13 protein-coding genes and 3 pseudogenes are annotated in these 15,555 nt (G+C 65.9%); 13 read left to right on the top strand and 3 right to left on the bottom strand.

The genetic code is table 11. From position 1 onward, the window contains the following. Window positions 1–351 precede the first annotated feature (351 nt). From AB0D57_RS31255 to AB0D57_RS31270, 4 genes and pseudogenes are all read left to right on the top strand, one after another. Window positions 352–1,149 (top strand): hypothetical protein, encoded by a 798-nt coding sequence (locus tag AB0D57_RS31255; RefSeq protein WP_362080479.1) that lies wholly within the window; start codon window positions 352–354, stop codon window positions 1,147–1,149. A gap of 171 nt (window positions 1,150–1,320) precedes the next feature. Then, the gene (locus AB0D57_RS31260) at window positions 1,321–1,551 is read left to right on the top strand and encodes a hypothetical protein (protein WP_362080483.1); all 231 of its coding nucleotides are present in this window, start codon (window positions 1,321–1,323) and stop codon (window positions 1,549–1,551) included. A gap of 939 nt (window positions 1,552–2,490) precedes the next feature. Then, entirely contained in the window at window positions 2,491–3,759 is a 1,269-nt protein-coding gene (locus tag AB0D57_RS31265) for a hypothetical protein (protein ID WP_362080486.1), read from the top strand. Window positions 3,760–4,042: 283 nt separating this feature from the next. Next, a pseudogene (locus tag AB0D57_RS31270) lies at window positions 4,043–4,164 on the top strand (GTPase RsgA); the annotation flags it as partial. A 31-nt stretch (window positions 4,165–4,195) separates the two neighbouring features. Here the strand turns inward: AB0D57_RS31270 and AB0D57_RS31275 are convergent. Both AB0D57_RS31275 and AB0D57_RS31280 read right to left on the bottom strand, forming a co-directional pair. After that, window positions 4,196–5,356 (bottom strand): cytochrome P450, encoded by a 1,161-nt coding sequence (locus tag AB0D57_RS31275; protein ID WP_362080489.1) that lies wholly within the window; start codon window positions 5,354–5,356, stop codon window positions 4,196–4,198. Window positions 5,357–6,180: 824 nt separating this feature from the next. After that, window positions 6,181–6,522 (bottom strand): hypothetical protein, encoded by a 342-nt coding sequence (locus AB0D57_RS31280; RefSeq protein ID WP_362080492.1) that lies wholly within the window; start codon window positions 6,520–6,522, stop codon window positions 6,181–6,183. A 535-nt stretch (window positions 6,523–7,057) separates the two neighbouring features. On the opposite strand from AB0D57_RS31280, the gene AB0D57_RS31285 reads away from it, so the two are divergent. From AB0D57_RS31285 to AB0D57_RS31320, 8 genes and pseudogenes are all read left to right on the top strand, one after another. Further along, window positions 7,058–8,740 (top strand): AMP-binding protein, encoded by a 1,683-nt coding sequence (locus AB0D57_RS31285; RefSeq protein WP_362080495.1) that lies wholly within the window; start codon window positions 7,058–7,060, stop codon window positions 8,738–8,740. After that, window positions 8,737–9,249 carry a PaaI family thioesterase gene (locus AB0D57_RS31290; RefSeq protein WP_362080498.1) on the top strand — a complete coding sequence of 171 codons (513 nt, stop codon included), beginning with the start codon at window positions 8,737–8,739 and terminating at the stop codon, window positions 9,247–9,249. Before AB0D57_RS31285 ends, AB0D57_RS31290 begins: the two co-directional genes overlap by 4 nt. A gap of 96 nt (window positions 9,250–9,345) precedes the next feature. After that, entirely contained in the window at window positions 9,346–10,203 is an 858-nt protein-coding gene (locus AB0D57_RS31295; protein WP_362080501.1) for an acyl-ACP desaturase, read from the top strand. Between the two features lie 135 nt (window positions 10,204–10,338). Next, window positions 10,339–11,238, top strand: a complete 900-nt coding sequence (locus AB0D57_RS31300; protein WP_362080504.1) for a class I SAM-dependent methyltransferase — start codon at window positions 10,339–10,341, stop codon at window positions 11,236–11,238. Between the two features lie 221 nt (window positions 11,239–11,459). Continuing rightward, a complete protein-coding gene (locus AB0D57_RS31305; protein ID WP_362080507.1) occupies window positions 11,460–11,744 on the top strand; it encodes an acyl carrier protein in 285 nt (94 codons plus the stop codon). 166 nt (window positions 11,745–11,910) lie between these two features. Further along, window positions 11,911–12,764 (top strand): annotated as a pseudogene (locus AB0D57_RS31310) (IS5 family transposase). Then, on the top strand, window positions 12,761–13,159 hold the full coding sequence (locus AB0D57_RS31315) for a hypothetical protein (RefSeq protein WP_362080510.1): 399 nt from the start codon (window positions 12,761–12,763) through the stop codon (window positions 13,157–13,159). The pseudogene AB0D57_RS31310 and the gene AB0D57_RS31315 overlap by 4 nt, the downstream one beginning before the upstream one ends. A 181-nt stretch (window positions 13,160–13,340) precedes the next feature. After that, window positions 13,341–13,922 (top strand): DinB family protein, encoded by a 582-nt coding sequence (locus AB0D57_RS31320; RefSeq protein WP_362080513.1) that lies wholly within the window; start codon window positions 13,341–13,343, stop codon window positions 13,920–13,922. Window positions 13,923–13,931: 9 nt separating this feature from the next. Here AB0D57_RS31320 and istA read toward each other — a convergent pair. Continuing rightward, a pseudogene (gene istA / locus AB0D57_RS31325) lies at window positions 13,932–14,975 on the bottom strand (IS21 family transposase); the annotation flags it as partial. A gap of 166 nt (window positions 14,976–15,141) precedes the next feature. Here istA and AB0D57_RS31330 point away from each other — a divergent pair. Beyond that, window positions 15,142–15,285 carry a hypothetical protein gene (locus AB0D57_RS31330; RefSeq protein ID WP_362080516.1) on the top strand — a complete coding sequence of 48 codons (144 nt, stop codon included), beginning with the start codon at window positions 15,142–15,144 and terminating at the stop codon, window positions 15,283–15,285. The last annotated feature ends 270 nt before the right edge of the window (window positions 15,286–15,555 follow it).

The raw sequence follows: 15,555 nt of genomic DNA on the forward strand, positions 1-15,555 counted from the left end.
CTTCGTGGGCTGCAGTCTCCGCAGAGATCGCCACGGGTCTCGAACCGGAACGCGTAGCTCTTGATCCCCTACACCACGTCGCGGGACACGGCCCGGTCGCGCGGGGTCCTTGCTGCGATCCTCTTCGTTGCCACGTCCGCGTGCAGCGAAATCGCATCTGGTGCCGACGGGCGTCACACACAGCCGGTCTGGCCGAAAGGTCTGTGAACGCGGCTTGACATGGGTCATCAAGCCGCGTTGGCAGACCCTTGCCTGTCACCGACGTCGAAGACTGAGGACCGGAGGGCTCGCGGGCGGGCCTTGCCATGCTGCCCGGTTGCTGTCTCCGACCGTGCGTTAGCCTCTCGATCCATGCCTGACCTGCCCGACTATTCCAGTGCGATCATCGACGCGATAGTCGATCACGTCGGCCGCTCGACGCTTCCCTTCCAGCGAGCCCACCGGGAGGAACAACACGCAACGGCCTTCTGGTTCAACGAACTCGTGGAGACGACCTCCGAAGGCGAGGTCATCCGGCAGTACCTCGTGACCGCCAGTGAGCCGGCGAGTGTCGAGCTGGCGGAGTTCACGCTGCGCCCTGAACTGTGCGCACCCATGATGAGCGCTCAGAAGCTGATGATGCTCGACTTCGCGGAGGGGTGGACTCATCTCGGCGATCTGGGGGTGGCGATCATGCCCTCCACCGGGCTGCACGCGCACGGCTCCCGCAAGGGCTGGCACTGGACGACCGACGAGATCACCGACGGCATCGCAGCCACGGAACAGGACATCGCCGGCCTCGGTGAGTCGCCGGTCCCGGCCTATCTGCTGGGCCACGTCAACGACGGGGACGGTTCCCGAGAGCAGGCTGTCGTGATCGGCCGGATCACACGCGCAGGCGACGGTGGCATCCGGTGGATCGGAGACCTGCCACAAGGGTGCGTGGGCGCACCGGTGTTCATCGGCGCACCCCTCGGCGAGAACAGTTTCAAGCTGATCTGCGTCGGAGTGACGCTCCCCGCCGACGACCATCACACCATTGCCCCCTTCGACCGCATCCGCGCCGCCTTGGGCGCCTTCCCGCCGAACAGCACGTCAGCCCCTGATGGGGCCGGAGCCGGTCCTCGGACAGACGAACCGAAGCGGCGATGGTGGCAGCGACACAGCTGATGCCGCACAGCACCGTCAGGCCTACGACCACGGTCGGCCAGCCTGAACACCGCTGAAGGGAGAGGGCTGTTGACGCGGCCTGACGTGGATCATCAAGTCGCGTCCAAAGACTCCTTGCGCGGCTGAGACGTTCCGAGTTGTCAGGCTGACGACTCCATAGGAGGGGTATCGATGACCGATGTACCACAGACACACGAGGGCGTCGTCGCCAAGGCGGTCGAGGCTCTGGGCGGGATCTGGGATACGCAGCGAGCCGTGACCACATTGCGCGACTCCGGGCATGAGCCAGCCGACCAGCGGGCCGCAGAGAAGGAAGCGCGGCGAATTCTCCGCCTGCTTGCGTCGAAGGGCGCATTGGTGAAGATCGATCCGGTCCGGGCCATCTACAGATCAGCCGTCTAGGGCGCGTATCGAGTCATCATTAATCGCCCTGTCCTCTTCCTGGATAGGGTGACCACATGCCGCAGACGCTTCCGCCACTGATCACCGAGGCGGCAGCACTGTCCGTCGCTGGAGCCCGGCTCCACCGGTACGAGATGGGCCCGGCTCTCATCGGGGCAGGGGAGGACGCAACCGTCGTCATCGTCGCGCCCGGGGACACCCCGGGGGCAGCGGCGTCCAGGACTCCACCAAGGTGCTACTGCGCGGGGACAGGATTCCGGAGCTCCACTCACGGTTCGAATTCCGGGGGCCGCTGCCCCTCCACCTCTTCACCCGCCTGGACCAGGGCTGCCTTCCCCTCGGCACCCCGCTCTGCAGAGGAACGTCGTATGCACCTGCCAGCTTCGACCACGCCGAATTGGAGCTCGACCGGCCGTTGAGCCGCGAGATGCTGGAGGCTGTACGACCGGTCCCGACACCCGGGCCGGTGCCAGGGGTGGACTGGGTCGACCACGTGCAAACGGATCCCATCCGGGCTCTGGAGTCGTTCGTCCTCGGCTGGTTTCCCGCCGAGGAGACGGAGCCGGCCGAGGACCGGAGCGCGGCGGGCGAAGTGAGCAACCTGCCAGAGGCGCTGGCAGCCTTCCACCGCCTGGCCCGCCTTCGCCCGGCACTCCACAGATTCCACGACCCGGTACTGAAACAGCCCCGGCGTGCTTCCGGACCGCTGGGCGACCGACTGGTGTTCGCCATGTGGAAGGGGGCCGGAATGGACTGGTCCATCCCGTGGCCACCGGAGAAACCGGGCGATGCCGATCCCCGCGTCTTGCACAGTGGCAGAGGTGGGTGGCGGGGGGCTCGACCATCCCCATCATGACAGCTGGGAGGCCGGTTCTCCTAGGACGGACGGTACAGCCCAACTGCCTTGTCCGGGGCTTTTGGCGCCCTCAGAATCGCCGGATGGACGAACCGACTGAAGTCGATCAGGACGCGCTGCTGAGGGCACGGACGATGCTGCTCGGATCGGGGCGGCTGCCACTCCACCAGCAGATCGAGGCGTACCGGGTGCTGTCCGCCGTGAGTCCGGCGACCTACCTCCCGAAGCTGTCCCGGGCACTGCACCAACAGGGGTACGCCTCCGGGCTCCGGGACCGGCCGGAGGCGCGGCTCGCCCTGCGCGCCGAGGCGGTGGCCACGGCACGGCAGATCGACGCCGGTCACCCGAAAAGGACCGAGCTGCTGCTCGACACACTGGGCGGCTACCGGCGCGAGCTGTACGACGTCGGCCGACGGGCCGAAGGCTTCGCCGTGTGCGAGGAGATGGCCGAGGCGGGGCGGTGGGGTTTCGAGCACGGTCAGGTGGCGAGCCCAGCGTATGGACAACTGCCCCTGATCGTGGCACTCGCCGAGGAGGGCCTGCACGGGGAGGCTGCGGAGATCTGCGGGCGGGTGGTGAGAGCGCAGAGCGCCGGAGACACGGACGGCGTCTCCTTCTGGTACCTGACGCAGTGGGCTGCGGAACTGCAGGCCGCCGGGCACCACGACGAAGCCCTGGACGTGTTCACGGCCGGCGTGAACGACGGCCGCGCCAGGTTGGAGGTGGACCGCATCCCGTTGGCGGAACTGACATGGCGACTGGCCCACCAGGCCGGGATGCTGGAGGCCGCCGGGCGGCACTCCGAGGCCGACCGGGCGCGGAAGGAAGCCCTCGCCCTGCTGGCCGAGCTGGCGGAGATCGGGGAACGCAAGACCTGGAGCAACATCGTCTCGTGGTGGACCACCCTGTTCGCCTGGTCGGGCCGGTCGGCGGAGCCCGCTGCGTGCTCGGGCGCGCCGGCGCCGGCGTTCGGCACGGACGTCGACCACTGGTCACCCGACGTCCAGCGTGCCTACTTCGACGGCCTGCCGTGCCTGGAGAAGCAGGTGGCCGACCTGGGCGGAGCGGCAGCGGCCGAGCTGGGCGGACACCTGCCCGACCTGGTCCTCCTGCACCGCAGACTGACCATCCGCGCCACCCTGTACCGGGAACGTCGCGCCTGCGGCTTCCACGGACCGCTCCGTCCCCTCTTCGACGAACAGGTGGCACTCACGCGCCGTCTCGCCGGTATGGGGCAGGACCAGGTGCCGCTGCGTCAGGCGTTGACCGACCGTTGCCTGTTCCTCATCGCCGCCAGACGGTACGGCGAGGCATATGACGACTGGGCCGAGGCCTTCGCCGTACCCGACTGACGACTCCCGGCGGGTGGACCCAAGTCGGAGGACCACCGCCAGATGGTCTGTGAACACGGCTTGACCTGGATCATCAAGCCGCGTTGACAGACCCTTGTGCGTTGCCGACGACGAAGACCGAGGGGCGGTGGGCGCGCGGGTCGGGCCTGCCGTGATCAAGACGCGCGGATCTTGCCTGGCGATCGTGGAACCTTCGAGGAGCTGGGACCAGCCCCAGGGCTTCGGCGTAGTCGCATGACGTCCGGTTTGTGATCAACCGACGCCGAGGAGTGCGAGGGGGCGGCGGGGGTTGCGGACCTTGCTGCCTCGGCACCCGGCCTTCGTGCGCTCGACTCGTCGAAGCGTTCCGAAGGCCAGGCGCTGGCCACCAACATCGATCACGTCGTCATCTGTGTGTTGCTCGCGCCGACTCGCCAGAGGACGAACAGTCACCGCTTCAGTGCAGATGCACGGGCAGCGTGGACACGCCGTTCATGAGCCATCCGGGTATACGCGTCAGTTCCTCCGCGGGCACCGCCAGTCGCAGTCGCGGGTATCGCTCGAGCAGGGTGCTGAACACGATACGAGCCTCGACCCGGGCCAGTGGTGCGCCCAGGCAGTAGTGGATGCCGTGACCGAAGGCGAGATGGCTGTTCGCCTCGCGGGTGATGTCCAGCGTGTCACCCGAGGGGAAGTGCTCGTCTTCCCGGTTGACGCCCATCAACGCAAAGTGCACCAAATCACCCTCGGAGAGAGTCACGTTGCCCACTTCGATCGGTTTCGCGACGCGGTACGGCAGGGTGATCTGCACGGGGCCGTCGTAGCGCAGGACCTCCTCGATCGCGGATTCCATGAGATCGGGTCGGTCGCGGAGGAGTTCGAGCTGATCGCGGTGGGTGAGCAGGGCACGCATGCCGTTACTGAGCAGGTGAACCGTGGTCTCGTAGCCGGCGAGCAACAGGAGGACGACCATCGAGGTGAGTTCGTCCTCGGTGAGCCTGTCCTCGCCGTCGCGTGCGGCGACGAGATCCGACAGCAGGTCGTCCTGAGGGTCAAGCCGCCTCGCGCTGATCAGCTCCCGACTGTACTCGAGGATGGCGGTGGCGCCCTTCTCGAAGTCCTCGAAGCTGTACATGCCGGGAGATACGACCACGTTCGTCCACTCGCGGAACTGGACATGATCTGCTTCCGGGACGCCGAGCATCTCGCGGATCACGTTGAACGGCAGCGGGGACGCCAGTGTGGTGACCAGGTCGATGGGTTCCGTCTGATCAGCAGCAGCGAGGAGATCGTCAGTCATCTGCTGTATGCGAGCAGCCAGTTTCTCGACTTTGCGCCGGGTGAATACCGGAACCACCAGCTTCCGCAGGCGAGTGTGCTCCGGCGGGTCGCTGAACAGCGCAGTCGTATGAAGGCCGCGAGCCACGTCCTCGGGAAGTTTGTCGGCGTAGGGACCGATGCGCCAACCACCCCTCATCAGTCGCGGATCGGCCAGCAGTGCGCGTGTTTCCGCATAACCAGTCACCATCCAGGCCGACATTCCGGTGGGATGCGTAAAAGGATGGATCGGCCCCTGGGCTACCAGGTCGGCATACATGGCGTGCCGTTCGTCGCCCATGACGGCGGCGAACGGAGTGGGTTCGGCTTGAGTGTTCGTCGGGTCAGACACGGTTGCTCTTTCCGCAGGGACAGTTACGTGGCATCTGCAACTAGTAGGCGTGTCAGATATCAACGGTTCCGCCATCCGCGTCACGGTCAGACCCCTTGCATGCTCCGAGTCCAGATACGTCTGGGGGGCAGGCGGACTCTGTGCGTCGCCAGACCATCCGGCTCCGTCAAACTCCTAACGCAGTAACCATGTTGGGTACTTGGCATGGAGACACCGGCCGCCCGCCCGCTGTAACAACCCGCGGATGAGACGTAGAACACACCGACCGCAGCGGAACGCTGCCCTTTCCTCAGACGGCACTCTGGGCAGGGGCGCTCAGACGATCACCAGACGGCGCCGCCGCACTGACGGCGCCACAGCGCGGCGGCCCGGCCGAAGCGCAACCGGCTGAGCGGCGCCCCGATCCCCGGCCGTGTCATCCCACCCGTCAGGCAACGTGACAGTGCTTTCCTCACCGACCAGCGCTCAAGGAGACCCGGAATCACCGGGGTTCGACGCCACTTCCGAACCACTCCACCGAAGGCTGATGTCCAGATGCGCACTGGCATGGGCGCTCGGGATCACCGCGCCGAGTTTGCCGTCCTGAACTCCGACGTCGCCGCGTACTTCAACGACCCGCAGCCTATTGCCGACTGGAAGCAGGGCAGTTCGTCGCGCACCGTGAGCAAGGGCGGTGAGACGATCACCATCACGCCGCAGGACGAGCAGTCGCTCGAAGGAACCCGTAAGGCCGCGAAGGAACTGGCCGAGCAGAACGAGACGCGGGCCCCGTCCTACCCCGATCCGATCGTCACCGGCTCCTGGTGCCATCCGTACTGTTCGGCGACGGCAATCCCATCGCTCACATCGACTCGATGGGCTACAGCGGTGCGTGCGAAGGTGCCACTGACAACAGGGATGTGCGGAACCTCGACTTCTACGGCGACCTCAGCTGGAAGGGCGGCGGCGACAGCACCCCGGTCGACTCCCACATGGCCACCGGTACCGCCTCGCACAAGGTCAATCTCGGCGGCCTCCAGCGCCGCAGCCGCACGGGCCGCCGCCTCCCGCAGGCCCTCCACCCGCTCGCGGGCGGCCGTTTCCCGTGCCTCCAGCAACCCCAGCATCGACGCCACCGCGCACCCCTCGACGATCTAGCGGAAACAGAACCTCGAGACCATCCCTCAATCCAACCGAAACCATGCCTGACCAGCAGGAACTCAAAGCTCACACTCGGTTCAACAACGGCTTCTGAGGCGAGGGGTTGGAAAGTGCTCCGTGAGTTTCTGCGTGTTGGCACAGGTCAGCAGCGGTTGCCGCGGCGGAGGCACCGTCATGGGAGTGAGAGATCGTGGCGGGTTCCGCAGCCAAGGGGCGGTATTCGTGCCGTGGCGCACTGACACGGAAATGAGCGATTGCAACTCCACCTACAGCGAGCAGGTCAGGCGGCGCGTGCTGGTTGCGCAACTCGTCCGGCCTGCATCGACATTGAGTGGTCGTCAAGTCACACTGTTGTGTGTGACACGTTGTCGAAGCGTGTGTATGATTAAGTGTTTAACGATCAGGCCAACAGGTGCTCGGCGACCTGCTCTTGCCTCTAGAGGGCGAACGTCCCGGACACCCTTCGAGAAAGAGGTACGTCATGCACAAGTTTGGAAGACGAGTAATCCAGTGCTCGAACCAGAGAGGCTGACCTTGCTCACGGCGACGACTTTGCCTGACGCGCTGCGTGACTGCGCTGGTCAGTGGCCGGATCAGCCCCTGTACTTTCCTGAACAAGGCGAGCAGATCACCGTCCGCCAGCTCAACGAATGTGCAGTCGATTTCGCTCACCAGCTTGCTTCTTACGGCGTGGGCGGCCGCCGCGTGGTGGGAGTCGTATCCGGAGCCGGCCCCCATGTGCTGGTGGGTCTGTTCGGCATCACCCTTACCGGTGCTGCGGCAAGCCTTCTGCCGACCCCGCCGATGACTCGGGACACGTTATCCGCCGCGCGTCAGGTGATCCGGTTCCTCGATGCGGCAGATATGCGGTATCTGCTTGTGGATCCCTCGCAGTCGGCACTGGCTGACGAGGTTCGTAAGGTTCGCCCGGGCATCACCGTGTTGCCCCTGCCCGCAGGCGTGACACACGGTGCGGCTGTTGCCGCGGACCGGCCCGCAGCGGCTTCGGGGGCGGAATTGCCACAGGTGCAGCCCGACGACATCGCTGTGATCCAGTACACCTCGGGCAGCACTTCCGATCCCAAGGGAGTGGTGCTGCGGCACCGCACCGTGCTGGCGGGGCTCCGCTCTATCGGCGCCTCCGCGCAGGTCTCGAACGAAGACGTCTTCATACAGTGGGTCCCCCATTTCCATGATATGGGTCTCATCGGCTGGTTGGCCTATCTTCTGCACGGTGCTGCCACCCATACCTTCAGCCCAGGCGGATTCATCCGCCGCCCGGCGGCATTCCTTCGCTACTTCGCTGAACACCAAGGCACGGTGACGTGCGGCCCTGACTTCGGTTACGATCTCATGCTCGACGCTGTCAGCGACGCTGAAATATCGGAGCTGGACCTGCAGAGCTGGCGATTCGCATTCAACGGATCGGAACCGGTGTCGGCCGCGACCGTGGAGAACTTCACCCGGCGCCTGGCCCCGGCGGGTCTCTCTCCCTCGGTGATGTTCCCGGTCTACGGGATGGCCGAGGCCACCTTGGGAGTCACCTTCCCGGTATGCGGCGAACAACCGCAGGTAGTACACGTCGACCGCGGCCTGCTGCTGGACAAGAACGAGGTTCGTCTTGTCGACCCGGCCGATCCGGATGCCAAAACCGTTGTCGCCGTCGGCCGGCCCATCGAGGGTATGGAGCTGCGACTCACGGGCCGGCAGGGCGAACCGGTTGACGACGACGAGTTGGGAGAAGTCCAGATCCGCGGCGACGCGGTCACCGAAGAATATTTTCGAAACACCGAAGCGACGCAGAATCTGTTCACGGGCGGATGGCTGTGCACCGGAGACTTGGCTTTCCGCCACGACGGCCGACTGTATGTCGCCGGCCGGGTCAAAGACATGATCATCGTCCGTGGGCGAAACTTCTTCGCACAGGATGTCGAGGCCGTCGTCCGCGATATTCCCGGAGTGTACCGACAGCGCTGCGTCGCGGTACCCGAGGTGACCGAAGTCCTGAGGGTGGTGGTGGAAACCAGGCAGAACGACGAAGAGATGGCCGACCGGATCCGAGGGCGAATCGCCGACGAGCTCGGGCTCTCGGCCATCGAGGTACACCTCGTCCGTCCGGGTCGGCTGCCCCGTACCACGAGCGGCAAGTGGAAACGCGCCGAAGCCGCACGACTCACCGGGGCCGCACGGTGACCGCGGCCGTCGACCTGCCGCTGCGGGACGAACCTTGGTATCACTGTTTCGGCTGCTCCCCGCGCCACCCGTTCGGGCTGCGGCTCGATCCGCGCCGCACCGGAGACGACGCAGTGACCGACACGGTGACCTTCAGCCTCGACCTGTGCTCCTACCCGGGAGTCGTACACGGTGGAATCGTCACCACCGCGGTCGACGACACGATGGCGAACGCCATCCTGCTCGAACACGGCGTCCTTGTCTTCTCCTCCGGCCTGCGCGTCCGGTTCCTGGCACCGGTCGTGGCCGGCCGACCCTACGTCATCAACGCCAGGATCACTGAAGTCTGGCCCGGCGGCTACCGGGTGACTTCGGAGGTCATCGCACCTTCCGGCGACGAGGTTCTGGTGGCCGACGGGACTTTCGCCGCACTGCGTCCCGATCATCTCGCCAGGATGGCGAGTATCGATGACGGCATCGCCGCCCAGCTTCGTTGTCACATGGTCCCGTCCGAGTCTTCTGGAACGTGAGCACGCCGGCCCGCTGAACAACCGCGGCTTGTGGATCAAGCACCTGCCATCGGTATCGAAGTTCGAGACAACAAGAAGAGGAATGGAGACGTTCAAATGCCGACCTTGAAAGCTCCGGCGCCCGAGATCGCCGACTCTCAGATAGCGGCGATCCGCCGTTCGACCGCGGTCGTGAACAAGCGCACCAGCGAGAGCGGGTGGTCGCTCTCCGACATCGACTGGTCTGCGACGCGCGCCGCAGATCTCACCGACGACGACCACTCGATCGTTCGGTTCATCACCTACGTCGAGGATCACATCCCGGCCTTTCTGAGCTTCAACCTCACGGCATTTCCGACGACCGGGGATATCAGCGTCTCCACCTATCATCGCAACCGTGAGTACGCCAGATTCCTCTTCGCCTGGGCCAACGACGAGGAGAAGCACGCCTCGGCCCTGAGCCACTATCAGCTCGCAGCCAGCATCGCCGACGAGCAGACGCTGAACGAGGATCTGGCCGAGGTCGGCCGCAAGCCGTTCGCGATACAGTACGAGGACCCTTTGGAGGCGTTCCTCTACCTGCTGCTGCAGGAGAAAGCGACGCAGCTGTTCTATAGAAACTACCGTCAGGTGGTAAAGGAACCAGTTCTTCGCCAGCTCCTCCATCTGATGAGCCGAGACGAAGCGCGGCACTTCGGCTTCTACTCCCGCCTCGTCGAGGAGTCGTTGGAGCGCGACGGTGCGCACACGCTGGACCGGGCACGCGAGGTGCTCGCCGACTTCCGGATGCCTTTGGACGGGATGTATCCGGGTTACTGGCGCACGGCGCTCAAGGTGGTCGACCGCGTCGGCCACGACCACACCGAGGCGTACTTCGCCCTGGAGAAACTGGTCCGACGCTTCGCCCATTCGCTCGATGCGCGTGACGTGGACGAATTCAGAACCTTTCTCCGCACCATCCAGAGAATGCCCTAGCAGGGCAGCACATACGTCGGGTTCTGATTCGCTGACCCGGTCTTCTGCTTCGTCTATTCGCAGTGCTTGCGACAGTAGGGCGACTTGTCTCAGCGTGCCGGCTGATCCGAGTCGTCTGATCAAGGAGAATCCACGGTGACACGCACCGCCCCCGCCGCAGATGACGCCGGCCTGATGCTCAAGGCCGCTGCCGACGCGACCAACAACCACTATGACCTGACGCCGGAGATCTTCGAGTGTTTCCTCGGCGAGCACATGAAGTACACCTGCGGGATCTACGCGTCCGACGACTGCACGCTCGACGAGGCGCAGGAGGCCAAGCTCGAGTTCATCGCGAACTGCCTCGGCATCCAGGGTGGTGAACGGGTGCTGGATATCGGTGTGGGCTGGGGTGCGCTCGCGCTCTACCTCGCCGACCGCTACGACTGCCAGGTCCTGGGCATCACACCTTCGGGTACGCAGGCATCGTACACTCGGGAACGCGCACGCAGCCGAGACCTCGACGACCGTGTCCAGGTGCAGCAATGCTCGGTATACGACTTCAAGCCCGACGGCGCCTTCGACGCGGTTGCGATGGTGGGCGTCATCGAGCACATGCCGGACCACCAGCGTGCCGTCGCCACCGCCGCGGGCGCACTCAAGAGCGGCGGCCGGCTGTATATGTCAGCGACCTGCTACCGCAACGACGAGCAGTTCACCGAGTTCACGCCTCGAGACTCCAGCCGTCATGTCCAGGAGACGATCTTCGGGTTCGCAACGCTTCGGCCGTTCTCCAAGCTGGTCGGAGCCGTCGAGGATGCCAAGCTTAGCCTCTTTCGGGCCACCGACCTGACGCTGCATTACGAGCGAACCATTCGCGACTGGCTCGAGGGCATCGCCAATCACGCGGATCGCATCGAGGAATTGCGGCCCGGCTTGTCAGCGGAGCTCACCCGGTATCTGGAGACGGTCAACACCGGTTGGGGGCACGCCACCAAGCACTACGCGCTCGCGGCGGTCCGCTCCCGATGGGGGTTGACGGACGTCGGCCGCTGAGCGCCCTTCCACCGCAGCCGCGCTCCGGCGGGAGAAGACCATGTAGCAGCCCCAACGGTCGATGCGGGGGGGCCGAGGGCCCGCACCGGCTCCCGCGGACGACGCCGCACCAGCTGTACCTATCAATCTTTAGACACACGGACATGGCAGAGGACGCAGCCGGCTGAGCCCCGCTATGCCGAGGTCACTATTTCCTAAAACTCCGGAAGGACCCCCGAACCATGAGCGACTCCCCGTTCGACACCGTCTGCACGATCTTGCGGACCACGCTCGACATGAGCGATCAGGACCCAATCAAGCCGGGCACGGAGCTTCAACTGCTTCCGAACGCGGACTCACTGCGCCTTCTACGCACGATCAGTGCCCTTGAGCGCAAGTACGACATCGAGCTCGACGACGCCGATATCTACGGGGCCCGGACCGTGGCTGATCTCACCGAGATCATCACCAATGCCATCACCACGCCGGCTGGACCGTCAGCACCTCGGGGCCTCACCGGAAAATGACGGTTCCACAGAGCACGGCAAAGCGTCCCCGGGGAGTGTGTCTGACTCGGTGGGGATCCCTCAGTGGGCGGTTCGTGAGTCTTTGAGTGGATCTGCTGTCGCCTGATGGTGTGGCGGCGGGGCGGAATCTACCGGTCCGCGGTTGGTGATCTGGTGATGTGACCGGGTGAGTGAACGCAAGTCCTACCCGAGTGACTTATCGGACGAGCAGTGGTCGTTGATCGAGCCCGTGATCATCGCGTGGAAGGACCGGCACCGCTCGGTCAGCGGCCATCAGGGCGCCTACGACATGCGGGAGATCGTGAACGCGATCCTCTACCAGGGGCGGATCGGTTGCCAGTGGGCCTATCTCCCGCATGACCTGCCGCAGAAGAGCGCGACCTACTACTACTTCGCCGCCTGGCGGGACGACGGAACCGACCAGGTCATCCATGAACTCCTGCGCTGCCAGGTCCGTGAACGCGCCCGCCGCTTAGAGGACCCGACCCTGGTGGTCCTGGACATCCAGAGTGTCCACGTGGCCGCCGGGGTCCCCGCCACCACGACCGGCCACGATCCGGCCAAGCGGGCTGGGTGCCGGGCCGCAAGCGGGGCCTGGCCGTGGACGTCCTCGGCCTGGTCATCGCGGTCGTCGTTCTCGCCGCGAACACCCACGACAACGCCGCGGGCATCGTCCTGCTGGACCAGGTCGCCGAGCACGCCGGCGGAACCGTCCGCAAAGCCCTGGTCGACCAGGACTTCAAGAACCAGGTCGCCGCACACGGCGCCGGCCTGGGCATCGACGTCGAGATCGTCGCCCGCAACCCGCAGGTCAAGGGGTTCGTGCCGCAGCCGAAGCGGTGGAGGGTCGAGCAGACCTACGGGATCCTGATACTGCACCGGCGCCTGGTCCGTGACTACGAGCACCGCCCCTCCTCCTCCGCCTCCCGCGTCTGCTGGGCGATGACCCACGTCATGACCCGACGCCTCACCGGCGCGAACGCCCCCACCTGGCGCGAGACGCAGGCGGCGGCAACGTGAACATCCAGCCCCTGCTCGACGCCCTGGACATCCAGGAAGACGCCGCCCGGGCCCTGGCCGACGACCTCCGCGCACAGATCGAGGACCTGCAGAACCGGCTGCGGGAGGCCGAGACCCACCTGGAGCACCTCGCGATCACCCGCAAGACCGTCACCCGCCTCGCCGACCGGCTCCCGGCCCACACACCGGACCTGCCCGAGCACCCGGACTATCCCCGCATCCTCGCCGTCTTCAACCAGGCGACCGGGCCGTTACGGGCCAAGGATGTCTGCGAAGCCCTCGGGCACGAACTGCTGCCGAAGAACGTCGAAGGCACCCGCGCCAAGCTGAAACGCCTGGTCAAACTCGGGATCCTCACCGAGGCCGACACCGGCAACTTCGCCAGGAAGCAATAGCGGCCGGAACCTTCACCAGCGACCTTGCTCCCACCCTAAGAGGTTGTCTCACGTGGCCACCGCCCCGAGCTTCTTGAGTAGCTCGGGGCGGTGGCCATGGCCAGGCTTCGGCTCTGTCGGTCATTGCGGTCCACGTACGGGATCTTGAGGCCATCAGTAGCCCATGGCAGGCTCATGCCGCATGATCGATGAATTCGCGAAGGACAACCTGCACGGGAGACTGCGGCGGGACCGCAAGGCGCTGCTCTGGAAACTCGACGGCCTGTCCGAATACGACGCCCGCCGACCTTTGACAGTGACCGGGACCAACCTCCTCGGCCTGGTCAAACACGTGGCCAGGGTCGAGGCCAGGTACTTCGGCGAGGTCTTCGACCGGCCCTCCCCGGAACCGCTGTCCCGGTGGCAGGACCACGACGGCAGCGATCTGTGGGCGGCTGAGGACGAGGCGCGCGATCAGATCATCGAGTCCTACCGGCGCACGTGGGAACACTCAGACGCGACGATCGACGAGCTTGCCCTCGATGCCCCCGGCCACGTGCCGTGGTGGCCGGAGCCTTATCCCAACACGAACCTGTTCGCCATCCTGGTCCACGTCCTCGGCGAGACCAACCGGCATGCCGGGCACGCCGACATCCTGCGCGAAGGCGTCGACGGCCGAACCGGGATGCGCCCAGAACACGAGATGCAGATCGATGAGGACGCCCGCACCGCCTACTGCGCGAAGATCGAACAGGCCGCCAGATCGGCCGCATCAGTCAAGTGATACGCGGGCCTTGCGGGCGGGCACCGAGTAGAGGTTCGCGTCGAAGGCGACCAGGCAGTCCTTGCCGACATGCCGCAGGTGCCGTTGGGCAACCACATACGGAGTTTCGGGCAGCGGCCGCAGGGCCACATGGTCCCGCACCGCCCGGTGTCCGATGATCTCGCCGTGGGTTCCGTGCACCTTCGCCCGCCGCAGCGGCACCCATGCCGCGAAGGCCGCGTCCATCTCCTCGACAGAGGAGAACGCCCGCCCGGCCAGCACATGATCGCGGACGATCAGCACCTGGCGCTCGACCCGGCCCTTGCCCTGCGGCCGGTAGGCAGCCAGCACGTCGATGTCGAAGTCGTAGTGCCCGGCGAACGCGACCGCTTCCGGATGCAGCGGGACAGCCTCACCAGGGGCGACATGCCGCCGCACGACGGTCTTGGTCCGGTCGTAGACGATGCTCATGGGCGCCCCGCCGAAGTGCGCGAACGCGCGGCGGTGGCATTCGAAGAACGTCCCCAGATCCTGGCCCGTGGTGAAGCAGCAAAACGGATCACGGGAGTGCGACAGCGTCATATGGAACGAGTAGACCTTCGGGATCCCGACGTGAGCGAGGATCCTGCCCTCGTCCCCCCAGTCCACCTGGGCCTGAGCACCGGGAATCACCTCGAACCGGCGGTGCAGGCCCGCGAGTTCCCCCGGGCTGATGCCCGACTCCTCCGCGACACGGGGCCGGGCCTCCTGCAGGTAGATCTTGACCCGCTGATAGTTGATGGTGAACCCGTACTCCGACGCCAGACGCTCGTGGATCACCGACGCCTTCAGCAGGACCTCCGACCTGAGCTTCGCGTCGATCAGTGGGGCCACCTCGTCAACCGCCCGCCGCTGCCGCTGTCCGCTTTCCGTCCTCTGCGGAGGCGCAACGGGAGCCTCGCCCGTCAGGTACTTGGTGACGGTGCGGCGATTCAGCCCGGTCTCCTTCGCAATGTCCCGCAGGCTCATCGCACCTGACTCGTACAGACTGCGAAACCGCCTCAGCTCCAGCCAGCGATGCGGGTCCAAGACCACCGTCAGCCGCCCCTCTGCCACCCCGATCCGACGACAGCAGACTCACGGACACGGACAGTCACCGCATCAACTTCCGTGCACTCTCATCCGTACGAGGTGGTGCACGTCCACTTGTACGCTGACAGTCGTCGCCGCGCACCAGCTGCGACACCGCGCTGCCTGCCAGGTGCTGGCCGGTGGCGGAACCCTCGGCGAGGTCGCCCAACTGCTGCGTCACCACGGCGAGGACACCACGGCGATCTATGCGAAGGTCGACATGGCGGCGCTGGCACCGGTCGTGCGTCCCTGGCCGACGGCGAGCGAGCGGTGAGCGACATCCGGGACGGCGCCGAACGCTATCTGACGATCCGCCGGAGTCTGGGCTACAAACTCGAGGTCGAGGGCCGGATGCTCGGCCAGTTCGTCGACTTCCTGGAGGAGCGCGGGGACTCGCGCCTGACGGTCCAGGCCGCACTGGCGTGGGCCGTGCTGCCGGACGGCGCCGATCCGGCCTGGTGGGCGGCCAGGCTGACGGTGATCCGCGAGTTTGCCCGCTTCCTGGCGACTTCCGATGAGCTTACCGAGATCCCGCCGCCGGGCC

Source organism: Streptomyces sp. NPDC048275, from assembly GCF_040652275.1.
GTDB lineage: Bacteria > Actinomycetota > Actinomycetes > Streptomycetales > Streptomycetaceae > Streptomyces.

Bases quoted from the DNA above. Each gene is read 5' to 3' on its own strand.
- AB0D57_RS31275 (WP_362080489.1), bottom strand. From the start codon at position 5,356: ATGGGCGACGAACGGCACGCCATGTATGCCGACCTGGTAGCCCAGGGG.
- AB0D57_RS31320 (WP_362080513.1), top strand. From the start codon at position 13,341: ATGATCGATGAATTCGCGAAGGACAACCTGCACGGGAGACTGCGGCGG.
- AB0D57_RS31255 (WP_362080479.1), top strand. From the start codon at position 352: ATGCCTGACCTGCCCGACTATTCCAGTGCGATCATCGACGCGATAGTC.
- AB0D57_RS31265 (WP_362080486.1), top strand. From the start codon at position 2,491: ATGGACGAACCGACTGAAGTCGATCAGGACGCGCTGCTGAGGGCACGG.
- AB0D57_RS31260 (WP_362080483.1), top strand. From the start codon at position 1,321: ATGACCGATGTACCACAGACACACGAGGGCGTCGTCGCCAAGGCGGTC.
- AB0D57_RS31305 (WP_362080507.1), top strand. From the start codon at position 11,460: ATGAGCGACTCCCCGTTCGACACCGTCTGCACGATCTTGCGGACCACG.
- AB0D57_RS31295 (WP_362080501.1), top strand. From the start codon at position 9,346: ATGCCGACCTTGAAAGCTCCGGCGCCCGAGATCGCCGACTCTCAGATA.